We start from the raw sequence: 26442 nt of genomic DNA on the forward strand, positions 1-26442 counted from the left end.
CGATCCGCCAGGGCACCGTGCGGACCATCGCGATCACCGGACAGTCCCTCGTGATCATGATTCGGGACGCAACGGGAGGCACGATGGCCGCGGATCGGCTCGGCCGGCGCGACTTCGGCAAGATGATGGGACTGGCCGGGCTCGGGCTGACCGCGCCCGCCCTCGCGGGCGGGTGCGGGACCGAGACCCGGCGGGCCGCGCCCGCCGCGGGCACCCGGACCTGGCGCGTCAGCGGGGCCGCCGGGGCGGGCCTCGGCGGCTTCGACTCCGCGGTCAAGACGCTGATGCAGGCCCGCGACATCCCGGCCGGCGCGCTCGCCGTGATGCGCCAGGGCAAACTGCTGCTGGCGCGCGGCTACACCTGGAGCGACGACACGGCCCTGAGCGTCCAGCCCACGTCGCTGTTCCGGCTCGCGAGCCTGAGCAAGGCCGTCACCGCCGCGGCCGTCATGACGCTGGTCCAGGCCGGGAGGCTCGGCCTGGACGCGCCCGTGACGAGCCTGCTGGCGCTGGCGCCGCCGGCGGGCGGGTCGCTGGACCCGCGCCTCGGGCAGGTCACCGTCCGGCGGCTGCTCCAGCACCTCGGCGGATGGGACCGCGACATCTCCGGCGACCCCACCTACAAGGACCGCAGCATCGCCGCCCTGCTCGGCGTCCCCCTCCCCGTCTCGAAGGAGGACATGGTCCGCTACGGGGCAGGATGGAAGCTCGACCACGACCCCGGCACCACCTACGCCTACAGCAACTACGGATATCTGCTCCTCGGCCAGATCGTGGAGAAGGTCTCCGGCACGGACTACGCCTCCTACGTCCAGCAGAAGGTCCTCGGGCCGATGGGGATCACGCGCATGCGGCCGGGCAGGTCCCTCGAGAAGGACCGCGCGCCGGGCGAGGTCCCGTACTTCTCCCAGCGCACCGGGCCGTCGGTGTTCGACGCGGCGGGCACGACCGTCCCCGCGCCCTACGGCTCGTTCAACGTGGAGAACCGCACCCCGATGGGCGGGTGGCTCGCCTCCGCCGTCGACTACGTCCGGTTCACGAAGATCTTCGACGGCGGCACGGGCGTGCTGAACTCCGCGTCCCTCGCCTCGGTGTTCGCCAAGCCCGAGACCGGGCTGAACTCCGGCGGCTCCTACTACGGCTTCGGCTGGTTCGCCCGGGACGTCACGGGCGGCCGCAACACCTGGCACGACGGCGCCTACGACGGCACGAGCACCATCGTGACGCGCCGGTACGACGGCGTGACCTGGGCCCTGCTGTTCGACCAGCGCGACGACCCGTCCGGCCTGCCCTACGACTACACCACCTTCAGCGCGCCGCTGCACACGGTCGCGAACGGGCTGACGGCCTGGCCCTCGGTGGACCTGTTCGGCACCTACTTCTAGGGCACCGACGCTTCTAGGGCCCCGACGGCATCCGTTTCGCGAAGATCGTGGCGGTTACAAGGCGATCATGGACATCGAGATCACGGCGGGGACGGCGGACGACATCGACTCTCTGGAGCCGCTGTGGCTGGCGATGCTCGACCACCACCGCCGCGTGACCGGGGCGCGGTGGCCGGTGCGCGGCGCCGCCGACTCCTGGGAACGCTGCCGCGCGGAGTACCGGACGTGGCTCGACGAGGACGGCGCCCTCCTGCTCATCGCCCGGCCCTCCGCGCCGGCGGCCGGGACGGACCCGGCCGGGTACCTCGTCTGCCGGCTCCGGGCGTCGGGACCGACCTTCGACCTCGGCGCGCGGCGCGGCGAGGTGGACTCCCTCGTCGTCTCCGACGCGGTCCGCGGCAACGGCGTCGGCTCCGCGCTCCTCCGGGCGTGCAAGGAGGAGCTGCGGAGCCGCGGCGTCACGTACTGGTCGATCGGCGTGGTGGAGGCCAACCGGGACGCGGTGCGGCTCTACGAGCGCATGGGCTTCGGCTCCTGGAGCCGCGAGCTCCTCGCCCGCGTGGACGACTGAGACCGCCTGATCACCCGGTCGGCCGTGCCGCGCCGGGGGTCTCGCCCTTCGCCACCTCCAGGACGCCCGTCTCGGTGACCAGCGCGGTCACCAGGCGGGCGGGGGTGACGTCGAACGCCGGGTTGAACGCGCCGGCGCCGTCCGGGGCCGTCCGGACGCCGCCCCAGGCCAGCACCTCGTCCGCCGCCCGCTCCTCGATCGGGATCCCGTCCCCGGACGGGAGCGCCAGGTCCACGGTGCTCCACGGCGCGGCGACCACCAGCGGGACGCCCGCCGCCGCGCACGCCAGCGCCACGCCCAGCGAGCCGACCTTGTTGGCGGTGTCGCCGTTCGCGGCGATCCGGTCGGCGCCGATGACGGCGACGTCCACGAGCCCGCGCAGGATCGCGCCGGGCGCGGCGCCGTCCGCCTGCACCAGGCACGGGATCCCGGCCCGCACCAGCTCCCAGGCCGTCAGGCGGGCGCCCTGCAGCAGCGGGCGCGTCTCGTCGACGTAGACCGTCTCGACGCGGCCCCGGCCGTGCAGCTCGCGGACGACGCCGAGGGCCGTCCCCCACCCGGCGGTCGCGAGTGCGCCGGCGTTGCAGTGGGTGAGGACGCGCAGCGGACGGTCCGGCGTGCGGGCGGCGATCCAGTGCGCGCCGAACGCGCCGATGGCCCGGTTGCCCCGCACGTCCTCGTCGAGCAGGGCCTGCGCCTCGGCGACCACGGCGTCCACGCCCTTCGGGACGAGCGGGACGGCCCGGTCGACGCCCGCCGCGAGGTTGACCGCCGTGGGGCGCGCCTCCCGGATCCGGGCGATCGCCGCGTCGCGCGCCGCGCCGTCCCAGCCCTCGCGCTCGGCCTGGAGCAGCGCGACGGCGACGCCGAACGCGCCGGCCACGCCGAGCGCGGGCGCGCCGCGCACCACGAGCCGCCGGATGGCGTCCACGAGCCCGCCGACGTCCCGCACCACCACGTGCTCGACGCGCCCGGGCAGCACGGTCTGATCCAGCAGCCGCAGCCCGTCCCCGGCCCATTCCACGGTGCGCACGTCGTCGGTCATACCGCCCATTCTGCCTCCCGGACGCCGGGAAGCCTTACCCGGCAGGGCTTTCCGGCCGCCCGCACGCACCCGCTGTTCCATACCGTGACCTGCGGTAACTTGACAGGGGTCGAACCTGTGTTCGAAATTAGGCGGAGGGGCGCGAGAGGAGGGACGACCGTGCCGGAGGCGGCGCTGCGGGACCTGGCGAGGTCGCTGGAGCACGCGTCCGCGCCGCCCGCCCGCGCGGTCCCCGTGCTGCCCGCGCTGCGCCCGCTGGTCCCCGGCGGGCTGCGCCCCGGCTCGCTCGTCGGCCTGGACGGGCCCGGCGCGGCCTCGCTCGCCCTCGCGCTCGTCGCGGGCGTCTCGCGGCACGGCGGCGAGGACGGCGCGGGCGGCTGGTGCGGGATCGTCGGCGTCCCGTCGTTCGGCGTCGTCGCCGCCGCCGGGATGGGCGCCGAACCCGAGCGGCTGCTACTGGTCGACGACCCCGGCGACCGCTGGCCGGACGTCGTCGCCGCGCTGGCCGAGGCGGTCGAGCTGGTGCTGCTGTGCCCGCCGGAGCGCCCCGGCGCCGCCGCCGTCCGCCGGCTGTCCGCGCTCGCCCGCAAGCACGGCTGCGTCCTCACGCTGACCGGCCCGTACGCCCGCGACTGGCCGGGCGTCCGGCTGCGGCTGCGGCTGGACGGCGTCGCCTGGGAGGGCGTCGGCGACGGCCACGGGCGGCTGCGCGGCCGCCGCGCCCGGGTGGTCGCCGAGGGCCGCGACGCCCCGGGCCGGGGCCGCCGCGCGGACCTGTGGCTGCCCGCCGCCGACGGCACCGTGGCGCCCGCCGCCCCGGCGCGGCGGCCGCTGGAGATCGTCCCGCCGCCCGCGGTGAAGGACGGCGCGCCCGTCCACACCCGCCGCGACGGCGCACCGGCCGCCGTCGCCGTCAGGGAGGGGATCGCGTGACGCGGGTGCTGGCGGTGTGGTGCCCGGACTGGCCCGTGACGGCCGTCGGGGTGGACGCCGGGACGGCCGGGGCCGTGGTGGTCCAGGGGCGGATCGCGGCGTGCTCGGCGGCGGCGCGGGCCGAGGGCGTCCGGCGCGGGCAGCGGCTGCGGGACGCCCAGCGCCGCTGCCCCGACCTGGTGGTGCGGGAGCGCGACACCGACGCCGAGGGGCGGCTCTTCGAGGCGGTCGCGGAGGCGGTCGCGGAGCTGGCGCCGCGGGTCGAGGTGGTCCGGCCGGGGCTGTGCGCGATCGCGGTGCGCGGCCCGGCGCGGTTCTACGGCGGCGAGGAGGCGCTGCGGGTCCTGGTGCAGGACACGGTCGTCGAGGCCGGGCACGACTGCGGGTCCGGGATCGCGGACGGCCTGTTCGCCGCCGAGCTGGCCGCGCGCGCCGGGCAGGGCGGCGTGGTCGTGCCGGAGGGCGGCGCGGCGGCGTTCCTCGCGCCGTACCCGCTGTCGGTGCTGGACCGCCCGGAGCTGGCCGACCTGCTGGCGCGCCTCGGCATCAGGACGCTCGGCGCGTTCGCGGAGCTGCCGTCCGGGCACGTCGCGGGGCGGTTCGGCGCGGACGGGGCGCTCGCGCACCGGCTGGCGCGGGGCGAGGAGCCGCGCCCGATCGCGCCGGTCCGCGCGGCGGCGGACCTGTCGGTCCGCGCGGCGTTCGACCCGCCCGCCGAGCACGCCGAGCAGGTCGTGTTCACGGCGAAGCGGCTGGCCGGCGAGCTGCACGAGGGGCTCGCGGCGGGCGGCCTGGCGTGCGTGCGGCTGGAGGTCGAGGCCGGGTTCGCCAACGGGCACGTCCTGCGGCGGCTGTGGCGGCACGACGGGCGGCTGTCGGCGCTCGCGGTCGCCGAGCGGGTGCGGTGGCAGCTGTCGGCGTGGCGGGACGGCCGCCCGGCGGCGGGCACCGACCCCGAGGGCATCGAGGCGCCCGCCGGAGAGGAGGCCGTGTGGGGCGGCGTGACCTGGCTGGAGCTGACGCCCGACCAGCTCGTCCCGGACGGCGGGCGGCAGGAGGCGCTGTGGGGCCGGACCGCCGTCACCGACCGCATCGCCCGCGCCGCCGACCGGATCCAGGGGCTGCTCGGGCACGGCGCGATCACCCGTCCGGTGCTCGCGGGCGGGCGCGGGCCGGGCGAGCAGGTCGTCCGGGTGCCGGTCGGCGACCTGCCGCCGGCGAACCCGCCGGACGGGCCGTGGCCGGGCCGGCTGACCGCGCCCGCGCCCGCCGTGGTGCCGGTCGCGGCGCCGGAGGCGGAACTGCTCGACGCGGACGGCGCCCCGGTGGAGGTGTCGGCGCGCTGCGCGGTGTCGGCGCCGCCGGCCGCGCTGCTGCTCGGCGGCCGCCCGTCGGCGGTGACCGGGTGGGCGGGCCCGTGGCCCGCGGACGAGCGCTGGTGGGACCCGGCGCACGCGCGGCGCCGCGCCCGCTTCCAGGTCGTCACCGAGGACGGCGCCGCGTACCTCCTGGCCGTCGAAGGCCGCCGCTGGCACGTGGAGGCCGCCTATGACTAGCGGTCCCCCTTCCGCCGGCTCGGGGGTGCGCCGTGGGATGGCGTAATCCGGCGATCCCGTGGCGGGAGTTCGAGGAGCGGCTGTCGTGGCGGTCCGGGGAGCGGCCGCCGGACGAGGCGCGGGACGAGGCGCCGCCGGAATCGCGGCAGGAGACGCGGGAGGCGCCGCGGCGCGCGGAGGGCGGCGTGCCGTGGGCGGAGTTGCACGTCCACTCGTCGTTCAGCTTCCTCGACGGCGCCAGCTCACCGGACGCGCTGGTCGCGGAGGCGGCGCGGCTCGGCGTCGAGACGATGGCGGTCACCGACCACGACGGGATGTACGGGGCGGTCCAGTTCGCGCAGGCGGCGCACGAGTCGGGCATCGGGACGGTGTTCGGCGCGGAGCTGAGCCTCGGGCTGCCGGGCCCGCAGACCGGCGAGCCCGACCCGGCGGGGCGGCACCTGCTCGTCCTGGCGCGCGGCCCGGAGGGCTACGGGCGGCTCTGCTCGGCGATCACCGGGGCGCAGCTCGCGGGCGGGCGCAAGGGCCGCCCGGTGTACGACCTGGACGCGCTCGCCGGGGCGCACGGCGGGCAGTGGGCGGTGCTGACCGGGTGCCGCAAGGGACCGGTCCCGGCGGCGCTGGAGTCCGGCGGCCCGGACGCGGCCGAGCGGGAGCTGCGCAAGATGATCGGGATGTTCGGCCGGGACAACGTGTTCGTGGAACTGGTCGACCACGGCCACCCGGACGACGACGAGCGCAACGACGCGCTGTTCGCGCTGGCCGCGCGGGTCGGGGCGGGCGTCGTCGCGTCCAACAACGTGCACTTCGCCGCGCCGGGCGGCGACGCGCGGCTGGCGCAGGCGATGGCGGCGGTGCGCGCGCGCCGCAGCATGGACGACATGGTCGGCTGGCTGCCCGCGAGCGGCACCGCGCACCTGCGCAGCGGCGCGGAGATGGCGGCGCGGCTGGCGCGCTTCCCCGGCGTCCTCGACCGGACGGCGGAGCTCGGCCGCGAGTGCCGGTTCGGGTTCGACGTGGTCGCGCCCCGGCTGCCCGACTGGCCCGTCCCGGACGGCCACACCGAGGCGACCTGGCTGCGGCATCTGGTGAAGGAAGGTGCGCTGAAGCGGTACGGGCCGCCGGAGCGCGAGCGGGTCTCCGGCGCGTACGCGCAGATCGCCAAGGAGCTGGACGTCATCGAGCAGCTCGACTTCCCCGGCTACTTCCTGATCGTCCACGACATCGTGGAGTTCTGCCGGAGAGAAGGCATCCTGTGCCAGGGGCGCGGGTCGGCGGCGAACTCGGCGGTCTGCTATGCGCTCGGCATCACCGGCGTCGACGCCGTCCGGCACGGGCTGCTGTTCGAGCGGTTCCTGTCCCCCGGCCGCGACGGCCCGCCCGACATCGACCTGGACATCGAGCACAGGCGCCGCGAGGAGGCCATCCAGTACGTCTACGGCAAGTACGGGCGGGAGTGCACGGCGCAGGTCGCGAACGTCATCAGCTACCGGCCGCGCATGGCCGTCCGGGACGCGGCGCGCGCGCTCGGGTTCTCCCCCGGCCAGCAGGACGCGTGGTCCAAGGGCATCGACCCCCGCGACCCGGTCGGGTCGGAGACCGACATCCCGGCGCCCGTCATGGAGCTGGCCGGGCGGATGCTGACGCTGCCCCGGCACCTCGGCATCCACTCCGGCGGCATGGTCATCGCGGACCGCCCCGTCGGCGAGGTCTGCCCCATCGAGTGGGCGACGATGCCGAACCGCAGCGTCCTGCAGTGGGACAAGGACGACTGCGCCGCCGCCGGCCTGGTGAAGTTCGACCTGCTCGGCCTCGGCATGCTCGCGGCCCTGCACGACTGCTTCGACCTCGTCGCCGAGCACCACGGGCAGCGGCACGACCTCCAGTCGATCCCGCCGGAGGACCCCGAGGTGTACGAGATGCTGTGCGACGCCGACACCGTCGGGGTGTTCCAGGTCGAGTCGCGCGCGCAGATGGCGACGCTGCCCCGGCTGCGGCCGCGCGAGTTCTACGACCTGGTGGTGGAGGTCGCGCTGATCCGCCCCGGCCCGATCCAGGGCGGGTCCGTCCACCCGTACCTGCGGCGCCGCAAGGGCCTCGAACCCGCGACGTGCCCGCACCCGCTGATGGAGCCGGCGCTGCGGCGCACGCTCGGCGTCCCGCTGTTCCAGGAGCAGATGATGCAGCTCGCCGTGGACTGCGCCGGGTTCACCCCGAACGAGGCCGACCAGCTGCGGCAGGCGATGGGCGCCAAGCGCGCGCCCGAGCGCGTCGAGCGCCTCCGCGAGCGGCTGCTCAACGGGATGGCCGAGCGCGGCATCCCCGCCGGCATCGCCGAGGACGTCTACGAGAAGATCCTCGGATTCACCGGGTTCGGGTTCCCCGAGTCGCACGCGCAGAGCTTCGCGCACCTGGTGTACGCGAGCGCCTGGCTGAAGCGGCACTTCCCCGCCGCGTTCACGGCCGCGCTCGTCCGCAACCAGCCGATGGGGTTCTACAGCCCGCAGTCGCTGCTGGCGGACGCGCGGCGGCACGGCGTCGTCGTCCGGGGCGTGGACATCAACGCCAGCGACGTGCATCCGACGCTGGAGGAGCCCGTCGAGGTGGCGTCGGACCATCCGCACGCGCCCGCCGCGCCGCAGCCCGCGATCCGCGTCGGCCTCGCCGGCATCCGCAACCTCGGCGAGGACACCGCCGAGCTCATCGCGGCCGGACGCCCCTACACGAGCATGGAGGACCTGGCCCGGCGCGTCCCCGTGTCGGCGGCGGCGCTGGAGGCGCTCGCGACCGCCGGGGCGTTCGGCTGCCTCGGCATGACGCGGCGCGAGGCGCTGTGGGCGGCGGGCGCCCTCGCCGGCACCGGCCCCGGGCAGCTCGAAGGCGTCACGCCCGGCGCGGCGGCCCCCGCGCTGCCGCCGATGACGCCGATCGAGGAGACCCTCGCCGACCTGTGGGCGACCGGCGTCTCCCACACCCACCCCGTCGCGCACGTCCGGGACGCGCTCGACGAGCTCGGCGCCCTGTCGTCCGAACGCCTCGCCGCGACGCCGTCGGACACCAACGTCGTCGTCGCGGGCCTGGTCACCCACCGGCAGCGCCCGCCGACCGCCGGCGGCATCGTGTTCATGACGCTGGAGGACGAGACCGGCATCATCAACGTCGTCTGCCCGCCGCAGGTGTTCCAGCGGCACCGCGGCCTGGCCGTCGACTCACAGGCGCTGCTGGTCGGCGGGCGCCTCGAACGCGCCGACGGCGTCACCAACGTCCGCGCCACCCGGCTGCGCCGCCTCCCCGTCCCCGGCCGGGTCCGCGCCCGCAACTTCCACTGATCGCGGGCCGAACGCGGGCCCTGCCGGGCGCGTCCCACATGTGTCATCGTTGTCACGGAGAGGGTCGCGTGCCGCCGTGGAGGCGGCCGCCAAGGCGCGGCTCCGGCGAAAGGCAGATCGCCGATGGAGAGCCCACGCTCACAGCCACGGCCCACCGCACCCGCGCCGCGGGAGCTGGAGCCGGACGATCCGACGCGGGTCGGGCGGTACCGGATCGAGGCCCGGATCGGCGAGGGCGGCATGGGCGCGGTGTACCTCGGCCGCGACCCCGGCGGGCGGGCCGTCGCGGTCAAGGTCGTCCGCCCCGACCTCGCCGGCGACCGGATGTTCCTCGCCCGCTTCCACGACGAGGCCGCGCACGCTCAGCGGGTCGCGTCGTTCTGCACCGCGCAGGTGCTGGAGCACGGCGACGACCTCGGCCTCGCCTACATGGCCACCGAGTACATCGAGGGCCCCTCGCTGCTCGACCACGTCACCGCCACCGGGCCGCTGTCGCCCGGCATGCTGCACGGCGTCGCGGTCGGCGTGGCCGCCGCGCTGGTCGCGATCCACAGCGCGGGCCTGGTGCACCGCGACCTCAAGCCGAGCAACGTGCTGCTGTCCATCTCCGGCCCACGCGTGATCGACTTCGGCATCGCGCGGGCGCTGGACGCCGCGTCCTCGCACACCCGGACCGGGCAGGTCGTCGGCACCCCCGGCTGGTTCGCGCCCGAGCAGATCACCGCGCAGCGGATCACCACGGCGGTGGACGTGTTCGCCTGGGGCTGCCTGGTCGCGTTCGCCGCGACCGGCCGCAACCCGTTCGGGCAGGGCTCCTTCGAGCTCATGGCGGCGCGCGCCGTGCACGCCGAACCGGAGCTCGGGCCGGTGCCGGAGCCGCTGGCCGGGCTCGTCCGGGCCGCGCTGCGCAAGGACCCCGACCAGCGGCCGAGCGCCCGGGAGCTGCTGCTCGACCTGGTCGGCGGCGCCGGCGAGGCCGACGTGTCGCACACCCTCGGCGCGTCGTGGACGACCCCGCCGGTCCCCCGGCCGGACGTCACGTCCCGCGACCCCGGCGCCGCGGCTCCCCGGCCGCACTCGCCCGGCGGCGCGGCCCCGATGCCGCAACCGCCCGCCGGCGGTGCCGGGCCGGTGCCGCATCCGGCGACGGCTCCCGCGAACGAGCTCGCCCAGACCGCTCCGGCGCCCGAGAGCGAGCGCCGGCAGCAGATCCCGCACGCCCGGACCACGCCGTCCCACGAGGCGTACGGCTCCCCCGAGCTCGGCCCGCCGCCCGTGACGGTGCCGCACGGACGGCGCGACCGCCGCGGGCCGGTGATCGCGGCGGCGGGCGCCGTCCTCGTGGCCGCCCTCGTCGCGGCCGGGGGCGCCTACTTCCTCACCCGCCCCGACGGCGACCACGGCAAGAGCGGCGGCAGCGCCGCCCCCGCCACGGGATTCCCCTCCGGGCCCATGCTGGTGCGGATCGACACCCGGCCCGGCTGGCCGAAGGACTGCCACGCCGACATCGGCACCTACACGCCCGGCTCCGCCGCGCCGAAGACGCTCGTCGGCGGCCCGTCCTGCGACACGCTCCCCGAACGCTCACCGGACGGCACGCGCATCGCGTTCAGCCGGTCCAGCGGCGGGACGAACTCGGCGTGGGTCATGAACGCCGACGGGTCGGACGCGCGGAAGGTCACCGACATCGCGGGCGGGCGGGTGACCTGGTCGCCCGACGGCAAGCGGCTCGCCTTCATGGGCGGCGCCGGCGTCGGCGACACCACCGGGACCCACCAGATCTACGCGATCGCCCTCGACACCCGCACGGTCACCCGGCTCACCGGCGACGACTCGGCCAAGGACGACCCCATGTGGTCGTCCAAGGGGCAGATCGTCTTCTGGAGCAGGAAGGACGGCGCCGAGCAGATCTACACCCTCGACCCCGACCACCCGTCGCGGCCCTGGACGCGGCTGACCAAGGACGGCGTCCGCGCGGTCGACCCGGAGTGGTCGCCGGACGCCTCCAAGATCGCCTACACGCACGGGCCCTCCGCGACGAGCGACATCTGGCTGATGAACGCCGACGGCTCGAACCCGCACCCGCTCACCACGGGCGGCGCCCACGCCATGGACCCGGGCTGGTCCCGCAACGGCCGCTGGCTCTGCTACGTCAGCGGCCCGGTCGGCACGCCGGAGATCCACGCCGTCCGCGCCGACGGCACCGGCGACCGCGTCATCACCCCGGCGGGCCAGGTCCTCGGCCACCCGAGCTGGTCATGACGGCCCGCAGCCCGCACGCACGGCACCCGAACGGCGGTACAGCGGTCTAGCGGCCCGGCGCCAGCGGCGACGCGTGGTCGATGCGCCGCAGGATGACGCCCTCGCGCAGCGCCCAGGGGCAGATCTCCAGCTCCTTCAGCTCGAACAGGTCCATCGCCGCGTCGGCGACGATCGCGCCCGCGAGCAGCTGCGGCGCCCGCGACTCCGACACCCCGGGCAGCTCCGCGCGCTCGGCGGACGTCAGCTGCGCGAGCTTCTCGGTCCAGTCGGTGAGGTCGGTGTCCTGGAGGACGCGCCGCTGGTACGGTCCATCGCCCGAGGGCGCCGCGCCCGCGATCCGGGCGAGCTGCCGGAACGTCTTGGACGTGGCCACCGCGTGGTCGGCGGGCCCGTACCGGGACACCTCCCCGACGTGCCGGGCGATCTCCGCGCGGACGTGCCGGCGCAGCGCGCGGACCTCGTCGGCGGGCGGCGGGTCGGCGGTGAACCAGTCGCGGGTGAGGCGGCCCGCGCCGAGCGGCAGCGAGAACGCCGCGTCCGGCTCCTCGTCGATGCCGGACGCGATCTCCAGGGAGCCGCCGCCGATGTCGACCACCAGCAGCCGCCCGGACGACCAGCCGAACCAGCGGCGGACGGCCAGGAACGTCAGCCGCGCCTCGTCCTCGCCGGACAGCACGTCGATGCCGATCCGCTTCTCCGCCCGGATGCGGTCGAGGATCTCCTCGCCGTTGGCGGCGTCGCGGATGGCGGAGGTCGCGAACGCGACCAGGTCCTCGACGCCCTTGTCCTCGGCGACCTGCAGGGCCTCGTCGACGAACTCGCGGAGCAGGCGCTCGCCCCGCTCCGACAGCCGGTCGCCGTCCTCCAGGTGCGCGGCGAGGCGCAGTTCCGCCTTGTGGGAGAACGCGGGCAGCGGGCGGGCTCCCCGGTGGGCGTCCACCACCAGGAGGTGCACCGTGTTCGAGCCCACGTCAAGCACGCCGAGTCGCATGTCCCCGACGGTATCGGACACCCGCGCGGCGGGGACGCCAGACCGGCCTTCACCGGACGGAACACCCTTGCCACTACGGTGGGCGCATGGACGGGCAGGAGTCGCGGCGCTGGCGGGTGCCGCCCAAGGTCGTCGCGGCCAAGTGCGCGGCGGCCGCGGCGGTCGCGGCGGTGGCCGCGTTCAGCGGCGGCGACTCGGAGCGGCTGCTGCTGGCGGGCGTCGCGGCGCTGGGCCTCGCGGCCGTCGCGCTGCGGGACCTGCTGGCGCCCGTCCGGGTGGCCGCCGACCGCGACGGCATGACGGTCGTCACCGGGTACGCGGGCCACCGCCGCGTCCCGTGGGAGGCGGTGACCGCGATCCGGGTGGACGAGCGCCGCCGGCTGCTGCTGCACACCCGGATGCTGGAGATCGAGACCGCCGACGACCTGCACCTGTTCAGCGCCTTCGACCTCGGCGCGGACGTGCACGACGTCGCCGACGACCTCTACCGCCTCCGGGCCCGCACCACCCGCTGACCCGCCCGGCGGTCAGGCGGGCAGCTCGTCGGGGGTGGGGTAGGAGGTCTGCGCGCCGGGCCTGCGGACGGCGGCGGCGCCGACACGGGTGGCGTAGCGGGCGGCGTCGCGCAGGGAGTCGCCGCGCGCGAGGCGCAGGCAGAGCGCGGCGGTGAACGCGTCGCCGGCCCCCGTGGTGTCGACGGCCTCCACCTTCGGCGACGGGATCGGCGCCGTGCCCTCGGCGTCGGCGACGACGACGCCGTCCGCGCCGAGGGTGACGACGGCCGAGCGGGGGCCCGAGCGCAGCAGCGCCGCCGCCATCCGCTCCGGGTCCGTGCCGTCCGCCGTGCCGGGGCCGCCGAGCAGCCAGGCGGCCTCGTGCTCGTTCACCACGAGGGGGTCGCAGAGCGCGAGGACCTCGGCGGGGACGGGCGCGGTGGGCGACAGGTTCAGCACGACGCGGGCGCCCGCCGAGGCCGCCGCGCGGGCGGCGGCCTCGATCGCGGGCATCGGCACCTCGAGCTGGAACGTCACCACGGACGCGGCGGCGATCATGTCGCGGGCGGCGGCGACGTCGTCCGGGGTGAGCCGGGCGTTGGCGCCGGGCGAGACGATGATGCTGTTGTCCCCGTCCGGCCCGACCGTGATCAGCGCGACGCCGCTCGGGCCCGGCGTGGCGGCCAGGTGCGCCAGGTCCACGCCGGCCTCGGCGAGCGCGTCGCGCAGCAGCGCGCCGTGCCCGTCGTCGCCGACGCGGCCGACGATCCCGACCCGGCCGCCGAGCCGGGCGGCGGCGACCGCCTGGTTGGCGCCCTTGCCGCCCGGGTGGGTGGCGAGGTCGGAGCCGAGGACGGTCTCCCCCGGCGCGGGCCGCCGGTCCACGCCGACCACCAGGTCCGCGTTGACCGAGCCGACCACGACGACGTCGTACTGTTCCGGCACGGAACTCCCCTTCTACTGCGTGGCGAACTGGGCGGCGTTCTCCGGCGTGGCGATCTTCACCGGCACCGGCGCGTTGGCGACCAGCCCGCCGCCCTTGGCGGCCTTGAGCGCGCTGTCCACGGCCATCTTGCCGAGCAGCCGGGGCTGCTGGGCGACGGTCGCGTTCAGCGTGCCGGCCTGGACGGCCTTGATGCCGTCCGGGGTGCCGTCGAACGCGACGACCTTGACCTGCTTTCCGGCCTTGCCGCCGAGCGCCTTGATCGCGCCGAGCGCCATCTCGTCGTTCTCGGCGAACACCCCGTTCACGTCGGGGTGCGACTGGAGCAGGTTCGTCATGACGTCCAGGCCCTTGGTCCGGTCGAAGTCGGCGGGCTGCTTGGCGACGACCTGGATGCCGGGGTACTGCTTGAGGCCCTCGCCGAAGCCCTGCCCGCGCTCGCGGGAGGCGGAGGTGCCGGGCTGCCCCTGGATCACGACGATCTTGCCCTTGCCGCCCAGCAGCCGCGCCATCTGCGCCGCGGCGTCCTTGCCGCCCGCGACGTTGTCGGACGCGACGAGCTGCTCGACCTTCGCGCCGTTGACGGTGCGGTCGGCGGCGACGACGGGGATGTCCGCCCGGTTCGCGGCCTTCACCGCGGGCGCCGCGGCGTCGGAGTCCACCGGGTTGACGATGATCGCCTTCATCCCCTGGCTGGTGTAGTTCTGCACCTGGTTGACCTGCTGCGACGCGTCGTTCTGCGCGTCGCCGACGGTCAGCTTCACCCCGACCTTCCTCGCCTCGTCCTGCGCGCCCTGGCGGAACTGGACGAAGAACGGGTTGTTCAGCGTGGACACCGACAGCCCGATCCGCACCGAGCCGCCGCCCGCCGCGCCGCCGGACTTGGAGTCGTTGCCGCCGGTGGTGGCGACGACCGCGGCGAGCGCGACGATGACCGCGACGACCGCGGCGCCGCCCGCCCAGAACGTCGCGGGCCGGACCCGCAGGCCGCGCCGCCGGACGGTGTCCAGCAGGACCGCCGCCGCGATCACGACGCCGATGACGACCTGCTGCCAGAACGCCGACACCGACAGCAGGTTCAGGCCGTTGCGCAGCACCGCGAGGATCAGCGCGCCGACCAGGGTGCCGAACGCCTTGCCCTTGCCGCCGGACAGGCTGGCGCCGCCGATCACGACGGCGGCGATCGCGTCCAGCTCGTAGCCGTTGGCGGCCTGCGGCTGCGCCGAGGCGAGCCGGGACGCCAGCACGATCCCGGCGACGGCCGCGAACGCGCCGGACAGCGCGTAGGTGACGAGCTTCTGCCGGTTCACCCGGATGCCCGACAGCCGCGCGGCCTCCTCGTTGCCGCCGATCGCGTACATCGCGCGGCCGCTGTAGGTGCGGGCGAGGATCAGCGCCGTCAGCAGCCCCATCACGATCATCACGATGACCGGGACGGGCAGGTACGAGCCGATCGTGTCGCCGAGGTGGGTGACCGCGCCGGGGAACGCGATCGGGCTGCCGTCGGAGATCACCAGCGCGAGACCGCGCGCGACGCCGAGCATCGCGAGCGTCGCGATGAACGGCGGCAGCTTCCCGTAGGTGATCAGCGCCCCGTTGACCAGGCCGGCGACGAGGCCGACGAGGACCGCGGCGACCAGCGCCAGCGGCCAGGCCAGGCCGTGCTGCGTCGCCGTCCAGGCCAGCACCACCGCCGACAGCGCGGCGACCGCGCCGACCGACAGGTCGATCCCGGCGGTGACGATGACGAACGTGACGCCGAACGCCAGGATCGCGGTGACGGCCGCCTGCACGCCGACGTTCAGCAGGTTGGTGACGGTCAGGAAGTCACCGGACGCGATGGCCAGCGCGACCACCAGGATGATCAGCCCGGCCAGCGCGCCGTTCTCGCCCAGCAGCCGGCCGGCGGCCCGTGCCGCGCCGCCGGACCGCGGCCCCTGCGGCCGCTTGCGCAACGTCTCGGTGTCGTCCGAGGGGGGACGACCCCCCACGCCCCCCGGGCCGACTCCGTCGGACTTAGTGGACATCGTCGTTCTCCTCGTGGTTCTCCCCGGCGCCGGGCCCGGCGACGGCCAGCGCCATCACCGCGTCCTGCGTCGCCTCGGCCGCCGGCAGTTCGCCGGCCAGCCGGCCCCGCGCCATCACCAGGACGCGGTCGCTCATCCCCAGCACCTCCGGGAGGTCGCTGGAGATCATGAGCACCGCGTGCCCGGAGGCGGTGAGGGCGTTGATCAGCTCGTAGATCTCGACCTTCGCGCCGACGTCGATGCCGCGCGTCGGCTCGTCCAGCACGAGCACCTTCGCGTCGGCGAGCAGCCACTTGCCGATCACGACCTTCTGCTGGTTGCCGCCCGACAGGGTGCGGACCTCCTGCCGCAGCCCGCTCATCCGGACGTTGAGCCTCCCGGCGATCTCGCCGGCGGCCCGGTGCTGCCCCGCCCGGTCGACGAGGCCGCCGCGGGTGGCGCGGCCGAGCGTCACCAGGCCGAGGTTCTCCTGGACGTCGGCGCCGAGCACCAGCCCCTGGCCCTTGCGGTCCTCCGGGACGAGCCCGACCCCGGCCTCCATCGCCGCGTGGACGTCGCCGGGCGGCAGCGACGTGCCGTCCACGATGACCTCGCCGCGGTCGGGACGGTCCGCGCCGAAGATCGCGCGGGCGACCTCGGTGCGGCCGGCGCCGACCAGCCCGGCGAGCCCGACGACCTCGCCCGCGCGGACCTCGAACGACACGTCCTCGAACACGCCGTCCCGGGTCAGTCCCTTGACCTGGAGCAGCGGCGGGCCGGCCTCGGTGCGCTCGCGCGGGTACTGCTGGTCGATCGAGCGGCCCACCATCAGCCGGACGAGCTCGTCGCGGGGCGTGGCCGCCGGCACCTCCGCGACGGACCTGCCGTCGCGCAGCACCGTCACGCGGTCGCCGATCCGCGGGATCTCCTCCAGGTGGTGGGTGATGAAGATGACCGCGACGCCCTGCTCGCGGAGCCGCGCGACGATGCCGAACAGCCGGTCGACCTCGCCGGTGGTGAGCACCGCGGTCGGCTCGTCCATGATCAGCACGCGGGCGTCCAGGCTCAGCGCCTTGGCGATCTCCACCATCTGGCTGCGCGCGATGCCGAGGCCCGCCATCCGGTCGTCCGGATCGGCCTGGACGCCGACCTTCGCGAGCAGGTCCCGCGCGGCGGCGTTCATCGCCCTGCGGTCGAGGAGCCCGAACCGGCGCGGCTGGCGGCCGAGGAACAGGTTCTCCGCGACCGTCATCTCCGGGACCAGGTTGAACTCCTGGTAGATGGTCGCGATGCCGAGCCGCTCGGCGTCCTGCGCCGTGCGGATCTCCACCTCGCGGCCGTCGACCTCGATCATCCCGGCGTCGGGGCGGTGCGCGCCGGACAGCGTCTTGATCAGTGTGCTCTTGCCGGCGCCGTTCTCGCCGAGGAGCACGTGCACCTCGCCGGGCCGCAGGCCGAAGTCGACGCCGTCGAGCGCGAGCACGCCCGGGAACGCCTTGCGCAGCCCGCGCACCCGGAGGATCTCCTTCTCGGCAGGCAGGCTCATGGGCGGCCACTCCCTTCGCTTCCGTGTCGTTCGTCGCCGGGCTCGCCACAGGAGCGCCGCACGACCAGCCGCGCGTCGAGCACCACCGGCTCGACCGGGCGGCCCTCGATCCGCTCCAGCAGCGCCCCCACCGCGCGCCGGCCGAGCTCCTGGACGGGCTGGCCGATCGCGGTGACCGGCGGGTCCACATGGGTGAACCACGGGACGTCGTCGTAGGAGGCGATCCCCACGTCCCCGGGGATCGCCAGCCGGCGCGCGCGGATCTCGTCGAGCGCGCCGAGCGCCATCAGGTTGTCGCCCGCGAAGATCACCTCGGGCGGTTCGGGCAGGTCCAGCAGCCGGGCGGCGGCGGCCCGCCCGCTGGCCGCCTGGAAGTCGCCGGCCTCCAGGTACTCGGGCCGGACGGGGAGCCCGGCGGCCTCCAGCGCCGCCCGGAACGCCGCGGTCCGCTCGCGGCCGGTGGACAGCAGCGCGGGGCCGGACACGAACGCGATGCGCCGGTGCCCGAGCCGCGCGAGGTGCGCCACCAGCGCGCCGATCGCGGCGGTGCCGTCGGCGCGGACCGTCGGGACGTCCAGCCCCGGCAGGGTCCGGTCGAGGAACACCAGCGGCCCGCCGTCCCGGACGACGTCGCGGACCAGCGGCGTGATCTCCGCCGTGGGGCACAGCAGCAGGCCGTCGACCCGCTGCTCCAGCAGGGTCCGGACGTAGTGGTCCTGGCGCTCGGGGCGCTCGTCGGCGTTGCCGATGACGACCGAGTAGCCGGCCGCCCGCGCCCGGTCCTCGATCGCGCGGGCCAGCTCGGTGAAGAACGGGTTGAGGATGTCGCCGATGACCAGCCCGATCGTGCGGGTGGTGTCGGTGCGCAGCGAGCGCGCGACGGCGTTCGGGCGGTAGCCGAGCTCGTCCACGGCCGCGAGGACGCGGGCCCGCGTCGCCTCGGTGACCGACGCGCTGTCGTTGAGGACGCGCGAGACGGTCGCGACGGAGACGCCGGCGAGCCGCGCGACGTCCTTCACCCCGGCCAAGGCGCACCTCCCATGGAAACGATCGTGTAAACGATTACATCGTGCTGTTGTAAACGATTACACGACGGATCGCATTCCCGCAAGCGGCGAACTCCCCGAAACCCCCGGAACCGACCCCGGCCGGAGCCGTGCGGACGAGGCCTAGCGCCTGCCTCGAAGTGGGCCGGGACTGTCAGCCGCGGCCTAGTCGGCGTGCAGTTCGGCCAGGTCCAGCACGTCCGCCAGGTCCTCCACGGTGGCGTAGTAGCCGACGATCGCGCCGTTCCTCGTCACGAGGTACGCGTCGGCGCCGCGCACGCCCGCGAGGGCGGCCCACACCCCGTGCGCCCCCGACAGCCGCACCGCCGTCACCCGCAGGCCGCCCGGACCGGTCCAGCTCGCCCGATCATCCCCCATGCACGGAACGCTACGCTCCGCTACTTTCCGTCATCGACGCAGGTCGGCCGGGATCGTCCGAGAGGTCCTATAGCGTGGGGCGCCGTGAGCGAGGTGCAGGAGTCCCGGCTGGCGCGCCGGGTGTCGGACGCCGCCGGAGAGCTGCTGAAGCGGTCCCGGGCCGTGGCGCCCGTGGACGTGTTCGTCCGGCTCGGCTGGATCCGGACCGCGACCGTCGACGAGTGGCGGCAGGGGCGGCACGACCACCTGCACGCCGCGATGACCGTCCGGCCCGACAAGATCGCCGCCGCGCTGCGCGCCCTGCGCGCCTGGGCCGAGGCGAACGGCCTGGAGCCCGCCGAGACCCCCTACGCCGCCGCCACCCGCGACCACCGCGAGCTGCGCTTCACCGCCGCCGGGCGCGACGCCGCCGAACGCGACCACCGCACGCACTGGCTGTCCCCCGACCTGACACCCGCGCAGCGCGAGCGCCTCGCCGCCCGGCAGGCCAAGGCGCCCGACATCACCGTCCTGGTGCCGCCGGGCGACTGGACGTGCCCGGGGTGCCGCGCCCCCGGCGGATTCCAGGTCGTCGAGGACGGCGCGCCGCTCTGCCTGGACTGCGCCGACCTCGGGCACCTGGTGTTCCTGCCGTCCGGGAACGCCGCGCTGAGCCGCCGCGCGAAGAAGGAGAGCGGGCTGTCGGCCGTCGTCGTCGAGCACAACCGGCGCCGCAAGCGCTACGAGCGGCGCGGCGTGCTGGTCGAGGAGGCGGCGCTGGAGCGCGCCGAGGAGCAGTGCCTCGCCGACGGGGACGCGCGGGCCCGCCGCCGCGAGCGCGACCGGGAGCGCCGCGCCGGGCAGGACGCCGACTTCCAGGCCCGGATGGCCGCCGAGATCGTCCGGCTGTTCCCCGGCTGCCCCGCGGGGCGCGCCGAGGAGATCGCCCGGCACGCCGGGCTGCGCGGCAGCGGCCGGGTCGGCCGCAGCGCGGCGGGCCGCGACCTGGACGCCGACGCCGTCACGCTCGCCGTCATCGCCTCGATCCGGCACCTCGACACCGGCTACGACGCGCTGCTGATGGCGGGGGTGCCGCGCCGCGAGGCCCGCGACCGCATCCGCGGCGACGTGGACGCGGCCCTCGCCGCCTGGCGACGCCGCCCCTGAGCGCGCCTCGCCGCCTCCTTGTCCGGCACCGGCGTTCCGCTTGCCGGGCCCGGACGGCCAGAGGATCATGTCCGCGTGACCGACGCCACCGCGGATCTCGACCCCGGAACCCCCAACGTCGCGCGGATGTACGATTACTGGCTCGGCGGCAAGGACAACTTCGCCGCCGACCGGGAGGCCGCCGCGCGGATCGTGGAGATCTCCGAGGGCCGGGTGGTGCGCGGCGTCCGGCTGAACCGGGCGTTCCTGCGCGCCGCCGTGCGGGACGCCGCGCGGGCCGGGATCGCGCAGTTCCTCGACCTCGGGTCGGGGCTCCCGACGCGGGAGAACGTGCACGAGGCCGTCCGGGAGGTCCGCCCGGAGGCGCGGACCGTCTACGTCGATAACGACCCCGTCGTGTGCGCGCACGGGCGGGCGCTGCTCGCGGACGCGGAGCGCGTCGGGTTCGTCCAAGGCGACCTGCGCCGGCCCGAGGAGATCATGGCGCACCCGACGGTCCGCGAGATGATCGACTTCTCCGAGCCGGTGGCGCTGATGCTGGTGTCGGTGCTCCACTTCGTGGACGACGCCGAGGACCCCGCCGCGCTCGTCGCCCGCTACCGCGACGCGCTCGCGCCGGGCAGCCGGCTCGTCCTGTCCCACCTGGCCACGGACGCGTTCCCGGAGGCGATGGCGGAGGCCGAGCGGGTCTACGCGGACGCCAGCGCACCCCTCGGCGCCCGGCCGCGCGCGCGGATCCGCGGCTTCTTCGACGGGTTCGAGCTGCTGCCGCCCGGCCTGACCGGCCCGCGCGAGTGGCTGGACGGCGGGGTCCGGACCGACGGCGAGCGGTTCGCCGGGCTCGTGGGCGTCGGCGAGAAGCGCTGACGCCGGCCCGCCCCGCCGCGAGGCGGGGCCGTCAGGCCATCTCGAACGTGGCCGGGTCGGGGCCGACCCGGGCGCCCTTGTCCAGCTCGCCGATCGCCTTCATGTCGTCCGGGCCGAGGTCGAAGCCGAACACGTCGATGTTCTCGGCGATCCGCCGCGGCGTCACCGACTTCGGGATCACCACGTTGCCGATCTGCAGGTGCCAGCGCAGCACCACCTGCGCCGGGGTCCGGCCGTGCGCCTGCGCGATGCGGTCGAGCACCGGGTCGTCCAGCAGCCCCTGGCCCTGCCCGAGCGGCGCCCACGCCTCGGTGTGGATGCCGTGCTCCCGGTGGAACGCGCGCAGCTCGTCCTGCTGGAAGTAGGGGTGCAGCTCGATCTGGTTGACCGCGGGCACGGTGCCGGACTCGTCCATCACGCGGCGCAGCGTGTCGATCGTGAAGTTGGAGACGCCGATCGAGCGGATCCGGCCGTCCTCCTTGAGCTTCTCGAACGCCCGCCAGGTGTCCATGTAGGTGTCGTGGCCGGGCATCGGCCAGTGGATCAGGTACAGGTCGAGGTAGTCCAGGCCGAGGCGGCGCATGCTCGCGTCGAACGCGCGGAGCGTCTGGTCGTAGCCCTGGTCGCTGTTCCACAGCTTGGTGGTGATGAACAGCTCCTCGCGCGGCAGCCCGGAGGCGCGGAGCGCGCGGCCCGTGCCCTCCTCGTTGCCGTAGGCGCTGGCGGTGTCGACGCTGCGGTAGCCGTCGCGCAGCGCGACCTCGACGGCGTGCTCGGCCTCCTCGTCGGTCACCTGGAACACCCCGAAGCCGAGCTGCGGCATCATGGCCCCGTCGTTCAGCCTGACGTCCGGTACGGTCATGGTCCTCCCCTTCGGATGGTGCCTGACTGGAATCCGCCGGTTCCGGAATCAGCCGTGCCAGGAGAGCCGTGCCCACCAGATCGGCGGCCGAACCTGTGAGCCGGCTCGCACCGGCATACTGGGACGGCGCGCACATCGGGGTGGAACGCTGCGACCGGGGGCACGGGATGACGACGCTCTATCTGGCACGGCACGGCGAGACCGTGTGGCACGAGGAGAACCGGTACGCGGGCGTCAGCGACGTCGCGCTCAGCGCGCGGGGCCGCCGGCAGGCCGCCGCCCTCGGGCGCTGGGCGGCCGGCCGGGGCATCGGGGCGGTGTGGGCGTCGCCGCTCGGCCGCGCCCGCGGCACCGCCGCGCCGGCCGCGAACGCGCTCGGGCTGCCGCTGAAGGTGGACACCGACCTGAGCGAGGTCGACTTCGGCGCCGCCGAGGGGCGGGTGCTCGCCGAGATGCCCGCGGACGAGGTCGCCGCGTTCCGCGCCGACCCGGCGGGCTCGCCGTTCCCCGGCGCCGAGGACCCGGCCAAGGCGGCCGCGCGCGGCGCCGGCGTGCTGCGCCACATCGCGGACGCCGAGCCGGGGGCGCGCGTCCTGGTCGTCACGCACAGCACGCTGCTGCGGCTGACGCTGTGCGAGCTGCTCGGGCTCCCGCCGGCGTCCTACCGGCGGGCGTTCCCGCGCGTCCGCAACTGCGCGGTCACCGAGCTCGACCTGTCCGGCGGGTCCGCCGGACTGATCGCCTACAACCTGCCGACCGGCGACGAGTGACCCGGCGCCCCGCCGCCGGTTAGCCCCTTCTACCGCGCGCCTGGCGGCCGGACGCGCTCGGCCAGCCGGCGCAGCGCGTCCTCGGTGATCGCGAAGTGGCGGCCGGCGATGCGCGCGGCCTCGTCGCCGTCGCCGCGCGCGACCGCCGCGGCGAGCGCGTGGTGGTGCGGCTTGGCCTCCTCGTAGATCGCCCACGTGTACGGCTCGGCGGACACCCCGAGGCTGACCTCCGACAGCAGCCGCTCGTGCAGCCCGACCAGCCGCGCGTTGTGGGTGGCGCGCGCGACCGCGGCGTGCAGCCGGACGTCGTGCTCGCGGGCCTCGCCGGGCGTCGCGGCGGCGTCGAACCGGGCGAGCGCCTCGGCGATGGCCGCGCGGTCGGCGTCGTCGGCGCGTTCGGCGGCGGTGCGGGCGATCAGGCTCTCGACGAGCCGCCGGTAGTCGAACAGCTCCTCGAACTCCGTCCAGCGCTCCAGCAGCGCGCTGCGCACCGCGCCCTCGCTGGCCTCGCCCCATTCGGCGCGGACGAAGGCGCCGCCGCCCCGCCCGCGCCGCACCTCCACCAGGCCGGAGCCGGCGAGCCGGCGCAGCGCCGCGCGCACGCTCTCCCGGCTGACCTGGAGCAGCGCGGCGAGGTCCCGCTCGCTGGGCAGCCGGTCGCCGAGGCTGAACTCGCCGAGCGCGATCGCCGTCGCCAGCCGGTGCGCGACCTGCTCGCCGGTGGTCGCGGGACGCAGCGGTCCGAGCGCCTCGTGCTCCATGCTCCCCGTCCCTCCGGTCCGCCCCGCCGGAAACGATAACTTCCTTCAAAGGTCTAGAAATCAGACCTTTTACCGCATAGTCTCGCATCCGGCCGCGCGGCCCCCGCGCCCGCCGCCCGCCCGCCGCCCCGCCGGGACCGGGGTTCTCCCAGCTCACAGGAGGTACGCGTGATCGCACCGGCCGCCGCCGAGGGCCACGCCCCCTTCCGCGGCCACCGCACCTGGTACCGCGTCACCGGCACGCCGGGCTCGGGCCGGGCGCCGCTCGTCGTGCTGCACGGCGGCCCCGGCTGCACCCACGACTACGTGCTCTCCTTCGCCGACCTCGCCGCCGCCACCGGCCGGCAGGTGATCCACTACGACCAGCTCGGCAACGGCCGCTCCACCCACCTGCCGGACGCGGGCGCGGACTTCTGGACCGTCGAGCTGTTCCTCGACGAGCTGGACAACCTCCTCGCCCACCTCGGCATCGCCGGCGGCTACCACCTGCTCGGCCAGTCGTGGGGCGGGATGCTCGGCGCCGAGCACGCGGTGCGGCGGCCCGCCGGCCTGCGCTCCCTGGTGATCGCGAACTCGCCCGCGTCCATGCCGCTGTGGCTGGAGGCCGCCGCCGGGCTGCGCGCCGCGCTGCCCGCGGGCGTCGAGGCGACGCTCCGCGAGCACGAGGCCGCCGGCACCACCGGCTCCCCCGCCTACGCCGAGGCCATGCGGGTCTTCTACGACCGGCACGTCTGCCGGATCCCCTGGCCGGACGAGGTCGCCCGCACGTTCGCCGCCATCGACGCGGACCCGACCGTCTACCACACGATGAACGGGCCCAGCGAGTTCCACGTCGTCGGCACCCTCCGGGACTGGACGATCGTGGACCGGCTCGACCGGATCGCCGCCCCCACGCTGATCATCTCCGGGCGGCACGACGAGGCCACGCCCGGCGCCGTCCGCCCCTACGCCGACCGCATCCCCGGCGCCCGCTGGCAGATCTTCGAGGACTCCAGCCACATGCCGCACGTCGAGGAGCGCGCGGCCTGCATGTCCGCCGTCGGCGCGTTCCTCGACGCCCACGACCCCGTCCGCTGAACGACCCCGTCCACCGAACGCCCCAGACCCCGTCCGCTGAACGACCCCCGGAAAGGCGCGCGATGACGACCGCCAGCCCAGACCCCGCGCCGTCCGGCGCCTCCCCCGGCGCCGCCGCGCGCCCCGCGAGCGCCGCGAGCCCCACGAGCCCCGCCGCGGGCGCCGCCGCCGAGTCGGCGGAAGGGACGCTGAAGTCCTTCGGGTACGACCAGGAGCTCAAGCGCTCGCTCAGCCTCGCCGACCTGGTGATCTACGGCCTGGTGTTCATGGTGCCGATCGCACCGTTCACCATCTTCGGCGTCGTGTTCAACGGCTCCAAGGGCATGGTGGCGCTCACCTACGTCATCGGGCTGGTCGCGATGCTGTTCACCGCGCTCAGCTACCGGGAGATGTCGCGGGCGTTCCCGATCGCCGGGTCCGTCTACGCCTACGCCGGGCGCGGGATCAACGACAAGGTCGGGTTCCTCGCCGGCTGGGCGATCCTGCTGGACTACCTCCTCGTCCCGACGCTGCTGTACGTGATGAGCGCGGCGGCGCTGAACTCGCTGCTGCCGGCCGTCCCGCAGTGGGCGTGGGTCGTGGTGTTCGTCCTGGTCAACACGGTGATCAACTTTCTGGGCATCGAGTCGACGGCGCGGCTGAACCGGCTGTTCCTGGTCGCCGAGCTGGTGGTGCTCGCGCTGTTCGTCGGGTTCGGCCTCGCCGCCGTCGCGCAGGGGAAGAACGGCGCCCACTTCTCCTTCGACCCGCTGCTCAAGCCCGACCTGCTCACCCCCGGGCTGATCTTCGGGGCGCTGTCGATCGCGGTGCTGAGCTTCCTCGGCTTCGACGGCATCTCCACCCTGTCGGAGGAGGTCCGCGACTCCGGCCGCAGGATCGTCGGCCGCGCCACCGTCGTGGCGCTGTGCCTGGTCGCGGTGCTGTTCGTGGTGCAGACGTGGGTCGCGGCGCTGCTCGTCCCGGGCAAGACCGAGTTCGCCGGCGACGACGCCACCAACTCCGCGTTCTACGACATCGCGCAGATCGCCGGCGGGCACTGGCTGAAGGTCACCGTCGCGGTGGCCGCGGCCCTCGCCACCGGCATCGCCAACTCGCTGGTCGCGCAGGCCGCCACGTCCCGGCTGCTGTTCAGCATGGCGCGCGACCGCAAGCTGCCCGCGTTCCTCGCCCACATCCATCCCACGCGCAAGACGCCCGAGCGCGCGATCCTGTTCGTCGCGGTGATCTCGCTGATCCTCGGGCTGTTCTTCACCGGCCAGATCGACGTGCTGTCCTCGCTGGTCAACTTCGGCGCGCTCTTCTCGTTCCTGCTCCTGCACGTCGCGGTCTTCGTGCACTTCAAGCTCCGGAACCGGAGCACCCGCTGGGGCCTGCACATCGCCGCCCCCGCGATCGGCTTCCTGATCATCGGTTCGGTGCTCTGGAACGCCGACGCGCGCGCGAAGATCGGAGGCGTCTGCTGGCTCGTCCTGGGGGTGCTGGTGATGCTGTTCTACCGGCGCTCCGGCCGCGGTACCGACCTCAAGCTGGAGGACTGATGCACATCCGCCGCACCAGCGTGCACAACGCGTGGGACAACGCGATCGAGCCGATCGCGGCGATCGCCCCCGGCGCCGAGCTCACCGTCGAGACGGCGGACGCGAGCGGCGGGCAGCTCGGGCCCGCCTCCGGCGCGGCCGACGTCGCCGCGCTCGACTTCGGCCGGGTCAACCCCGTCACCGGGCCGTTCCTGGTCGAGGGCGCCGCGCCCGGCGACGCCCTGGTGATCGACGTCCTGGACATGGCCGTCGGCGACTGGGGCTGGACGGCCTGCATCCCCGGCTTCGGGCTGCTCGCCGACGACTTCCCGGACGCGCACCTGCGCGTCTCCGCGATCGGGGACGGGGGCGCCGAGCTGCTGCCGGGGCTGCGCGTCCCGGTCGTCCCGATGATCGGCACGATCGGCGTCGCGCCGCCCGAGCCCGGCGCGCACTCGATCGTCCCGCCGCGCCGCTGGGGCGGCAACATGGACGTCCGGCACATCGGCCCCGGCGCCCGGCTCGTCCTTCCGGTCGGCGTGGACGGCGCGCTGCTGTCCCTCGGCGACGCGCACGCGGCGATGGGCGACGGCGAGGTCTGCGGCACCGGCGTGGAGACCGACGCGACCGTCCGGCTCCGCGTGGACGTGCGCCGCGGCGCCACCCCGTCCACCCCGCTGATCGAGACCGACCCGCGCACGCAGCGGACCGGCGCCGCGCTCGTCACCACCGGCATCGGCCCCGACCTCATGGAGGCGTCCAGGGACGCGGCGCGCGCCCTCGTCGCGGAGGTCGCGGCCCGCACCGGCATGGCCCCGGTGGACGCCTACCTGCTGGCGAGCGTCGCCGCCGACCTGAAGATCTCCGAGGTCGTGGACGCGCCGAACTGGATCGTCTCCGCCCACCTGGAGCTGTCCCTGCTGCCGTGACGGGACGGCCCGGCCGCGCGGCGCCGCA

General features: G+C 75.5%; 22 protein-coding genes. 13 read left to right on the forward strand and 9 right to left on the reverse strand.

Annotated features, from left to right (window positions below; translation table 11 throughout):
* The first annotated feature begins 83 nt into the window (after positions 1-83).
* Positions 84-1385, forward strand: coding sequence for a serine hydrolase domain-containing protein (locus ABT299_RS10125; protein WP_500250435.1), 1302 nt, complete (start codon positions 84-86; stop codon positions 1383-1385).
* 67 nt (positions 1386-1452) lie between these two features.
* Entirely contained in the window at positions 1453-1956 is a 504-nt protein-coding gene (locus ABT299_RS10130) for a GNAT family N-acetyltransferase (protein WP_500250436.1), read from the forward strand.
* 10 nt (positions 1957-1966) lie between these two features.
* On the opposite strand, the gene mtnA is transcribed toward ABT299_RS10130, so the two are convergent.
* Positions 1967-3001, reverse strand: a complete 1035-nt coding sequence (gene mtnA, locus ABT299_RS10135) for an S-methyl-5-thioribose-1-phosphate isomerase (protein WP_433152199.1) — start codon at positions 2999-3001, stop codon at positions 1967-1969.
* Between the two features lie 159 nt (positions 3002-3160).
* On the opposite strand from mtnA, the gene imuA' reads away from it, so the two are divergent.
* The 4 genes from imuA' to ABT299_RS10155 all read left to right on the forward strand — a co-directional run bounded on the left by imuA' (position 3161) and on the right by ABT299_RS10155 (position 11081).
* Positions 3161-3934 carry a DnaE2-dependent mutagenesis accessory factor ImuA' gene (gene imuA', locus ABT299_RS10140; RefSeq protein ID WP_500250437.1) on the forward strand — a complete coding sequence of 258 codons (774 nt, stop codon included), beginning with the start codon at positions 3161-3163 and terminating at the stop codon, positions 3932-3934.
* Positions 3931-5490, forward strand: a complete 1560-nt coding sequence (locus tag ABT299_RS10145) for a DNA polymerase Y family protein (RefSeq protein ID WP_500250438.1) — start codon at positions 3931-3933, stop codon at positions 5488-5490. The genes imuA' and ABT299_RS10145 overlap by 4 nt, the downstream gene beginning before the upstream one ends.
* A gap of 32 nt (positions 5491-5522) precedes the next feature.
* Positions 5523-8819, forward strand: coding sequence for an error-prone DNA polymerase (locus ABT299_RS10150; RefSeq protein ID WP_500250439.1), 3297 nt, complete (start codon positions 5523-5525; stop codon positions 8817-8819).
* A 123-nt stretch (positions 8820-8942) separates the two neighbouring features.
* Entirely contained in the window at positions 8943-11081 is a 2139-nt protein-coding gene (locus ABT299_RS10155; protein ID WP_500250440.1) for a protein kinase domain-containing protein, read from the forward strand.
* A gap of 46 nt (positions 11082-11127) precedes the next feature.
* Here the strand turns inward: ABT299_RS10155 and ABT299_RS10160 are convergent, their stop codons facing one another.
* Positions 11128-12072 carry a Ppx/GppA family phosphatase gene (locus ABT299_RS10160; RefSeq protein ID WP_387023333.1) on the reverse strand — a complete coding sequence of 315 codons (945 nt, stop codon included), beginning with the start codon at positions 12070-12072 and terminating at the stop codon, positions 11128-11130.
* An 86-nt stretch (positions 12073-12158) separates the two neighbouring features.
* On the opposite strand from ABT299_RS10160, the gene ABT299_RS10165 reads away from it, so the two are divergent.
* A complete protein-coding gene (locus ABT299_RS10165) occupies positions 12159-12587 on the forward strand; it encodes a PH domain-containing protein (RefSeq protein WP_387023335.1) in 429 nt (142 codons plus the stop codon).
* Positions 12588-12599: 12 nt separating this feature from the next.
* Here ABT299_RS10165 and ABT299_RS10170 read toward each other — a convergent pair whose 3' ends face one another.
* The 5 genes from ABT299_RS10170 to ABT299_RS10190 form a co-directional block, all read right to left on the reverse strand.
* Positions 12600-13511, reverse strand: a complete 912-nt coding sequence (locus ABT299_RS10170) for a ribokinase (protein WP_387023337.1) — start codon at positions 13509-13511, stop codon at positions 12600-12602.
* Between the two features lie 12 nt (positions 13512-13523).
* On the reverse strand, positions 13524-15536 hold the full coding sequence (locus ABT299_RS10175) for an ABC transporter permease/substrate-binding protein (RefSeq protein ID WP_500250441.1): 2013 nt from the start codon (positions 15534-15536) through the stop codon (positions 13524-13526).
* Positions 15526-17061 carry a sugar ABC transporter ATP-binding protein gene (locus ABT299_RS10180; RefSeq protein ID WP_500250442.1) on the reverse strand — a complete coding sequence of 512 codons (1536 nt, stop codon included), beginning with the start codon at positions 17059-17061 and terminating at the stop codon, positions 15526-15528. Before ABT299_RS10180 ends, ABT299_RS10175 begins: the two co-directional genes overlap by 11 nt.
* Complete coding sequence (locus ABT299_RS10185; protein ID WP_347256794.1) at positions 17058-18080, reverse strand: LacI family DNA-binding transcriptional regulator; 1023 nt, start codon at positions 18078-18080, stop codon at positions 17058-17060. The genes ABT299_RS10180 and ABT299_RS10185 overlap by 4 nt, the downstream gene beginning before the upstream one ends.
* Positions 18081-18272: 192 nt before the next feature.
* The gene (locus ABT299_RS10190; RefSeq protein ID WP_500250443.1) at positions 18273-18485 is read right to left on the reverse strand and encodes a hypothetical protein; all 213 of its coding nucleotides are present in this window, start codon (positions 18483-18485) and stop codon (positions 18273-18275) included.
* A gap of 84 nt (positions 18486-18569) precedes the next feature.
* Here ABT299_RS10190 and ABT299_RS10195 point away from each other — a divergent pair, with 84 nt between their 5' ends.
* Together ABT299_RS10195 and ABT299_RS10200 are read left to right on the forward strand one after the other, a co-directional pair.
* A complete protein-coding gene (locus ABT299_RS10195; protein WP_500250444.1) occupies positions 18570-19631 on the forward strand; it encodes a DUF2293 domain-containing protein in 1062 nt (353 codons plus the stop codon).
* Positions 19632-19706: 75 nt separating this feature from the next.
* Entirely contained in the window at positions 19707-20498 is a 792-nt protein-coding gene (locus tag ABT299_RS10200; RefSeq protein WP_387023345.1) for an SAM-dependent methyltransferase, read from the forward strand.
* Between the two features lie 31 nt (positions 20499-20529).
* Here ABT299_RS10200 and ABT299_RS10205 read toward each other — a convergent pair whose 3' ends face one another.
* Positions 20530-21360 (reverse strand): aldo/keto reductase, encoded by an 831-nt coding sequence (locus tag ABT299_RS10205; protein ID WP_190858983.1) that lies wholly within the window; start codon positions 21358-21360, stop codon positions 20530-20532.
* 68 nt (positions 21361-21428) lie between these two features.
* Here ABT299_RS10205 and ABT299_RS10210 point away from each other — a divergent pair, with 68 nt between their 5' ends.
* Positions 21429-22130 carry a histidine phosphatase family protein gene (locus tag ABT299_RS10210; RefSeq protein WP_500250445.1) on the forward strand — a complete coding sequence of 234 codons (702 nt, stop codon included), beginning with the start codon at positions 21429-21431 and terminating at the stop codon, positions 22128-22130.
* A 29-nt stretch (positions 22131-22159) separates the two neighbouring features.
* Here the strand turns inward: ABT299_RS10210 and ABT299_RS10215 are convergent, their stop codons facing one another.
* Positions 22160-22891, reverse strand: a complete 732-nt coding sequence (locus ABT299_RS10215) for a FadR/GntR family transcriptional regulator (RefSeq protein WP_387023350.1) — start codon at positions 22889-22891, stop codon at positions 22160-22162.
* Positions 22892-23059: 168 nt separating this feature from the next.
* Between ABT299_RS10215 and ABT299_RS10220 the strand changes: the two genes are divergently transcribed.
* The 3 genes from ABT299_RS10220 to ABT299_RS10230 all read left to right on the forward strand — a co-directional run bounded on the left by ABT299_RS10220 (position 23060) and on the right by ABT299_RS10230 (position 26414).
* A complete protein-coding gene (locus tag ABT299_RS10220; RefSeq protein WP_347256791.1) occupies positions 23060-23968 on the forward strand; it encodes a proline iminopeptidase-family hydrolase in 909 nt (302 codons plus the stop codon).
* Positions 23969-24030: 62 nt separating this feature from the next.
* Positions 24031-25506, forward strand: coding sequence for an APC family permease (locus ABT299_RS10225; protein WP_500250446.1), 1476 nt, complete (start codon positions 24031-24033; stop codon positions 25504-25506).
* Complete coding sequence (locus tag ABT299_RS10230; RefSeq protein ID WP_500250447.1) at positions 25506-26414, forward strand: acetamidase/formamidase family protein; 909 nt, start codon at positions 25506-25508, stop codon at positions 26412-26414. The genes ABT299_RS10225 and ABT299_RS10230 overlap by 1 nt, the downstream gene beginning before the upstream one ends.
* Positions 26415-26442 lie beyond the last annotated feature (28 nt).

The organism is Spirillospora sp. NPDC000708 (genome assembly GCF_040299565.1).
Classification (GTDB): domain Bacteria; phylum Actinomycetota; class Actinomycetes; order Streptosporangiales; family Streptosporangiaceae; genus Spirillospora.

What these genes read in the sequence shown, in the direction of transcription:
- ABT299_RS10155 (WP_500250440.1), top strand. Translation starts at nt 8,943, where the DNA reads ATGGAGAGCCCACGCTCACAGCCACGGCCCACCGCACCCGCGCCGCGG.
- ABT299_RS10190 (WP_500250443.1), bottom strand. Translation starts at nt 18,485, where the DNA reads ATGGGGGATGATCGGGCGAGCTGGACCGGTCCGGGCGGCCTGCGGGTG.
- ABT299_RS10165 (WP_387023335.1), top strand. Translation starts at nt 12,159, where the DNA reads ATGGACGGGCAGGAGTCGCGGCGCTGGCGGGTGCCGCCCAAGGTCGTC.
- ABT299_RS10175 (WP_500250441.1), bottom strand. Translation starts at nt 15,536, where the DNA reads ATGTCCACTAAGTCCGACGGAGTCGGCCCGGGGGGCGTGGGGGGTCGT.
- mtnA (WP_433152199.1), bottom strand. Translation starts at nt 3,001, where the DNA reads ATGACCGACGACGTGCGCACCGTGGAATGGGCCGGGGACGGGCTGCGG.
- ABT299_RS10215 (WP_387023350.1), bottom strand. Translation starts at nt 22,891, where the DNA reads ATGGAGCACGAGGCGCTCGGACCGCTGCGTCCCGCGACCACCGGCGAG.
- ABT299_RS10205 (WP_190858983.1), bottom strand. Translation starts at nt 21,360, where the DNA reads ATGACCGTACCGGACGTCAGGCTGAACGACGGGGCCATGATGCCGCAG.
- ABT299_RS10125 (WP_500250435.1), top strand. Translation starts at nt 84, where the DNA reads ATGGCCGCGGATCGGCTCGGCCGGCGCGACTTCGGCAAGATGATGGGA.
- ABT299_RS10160 (WP_387023333.1), bottom strand. Translation starts at nt 12,072, where the DNA reads ATGCGACTCGGCGTGCTTGACGTGGGCTCGAACACGGTGCACCTCCTG.
- ABT299_RS10230 (WP_500250447.1), top strand. Translation starts at nt 25,506, where the DNA reads ATGCACATCCGCCGCACCAGCGTGCACAACGCGTGGGACAACGCGATC.
- ABT299_RS10130 (WP_500250436.1), top strand. Translation starts at nt 1,453, where the DNA reads ATGGACATCGAGATCACGGCGGGGACGGCGGACGACATCGACTCTCTG.
- ABT299_RS10225 (WP_500250446.1), top strand. Translation starts at nt 24,031, where the DNA reads ATGACGACCGCCAGCCCAGACCCCGCGCCGTCCGGCGCCTCCCCCGGC.
- ABT299_RS10180 (WP_500250442.1), bottom strand. Translation starts at nt 17,061, where the DNA reads ATGAGCCTGCCTGCCGAGAAGGAGATCCTCCGGGTGCGCGGGCTGCGC.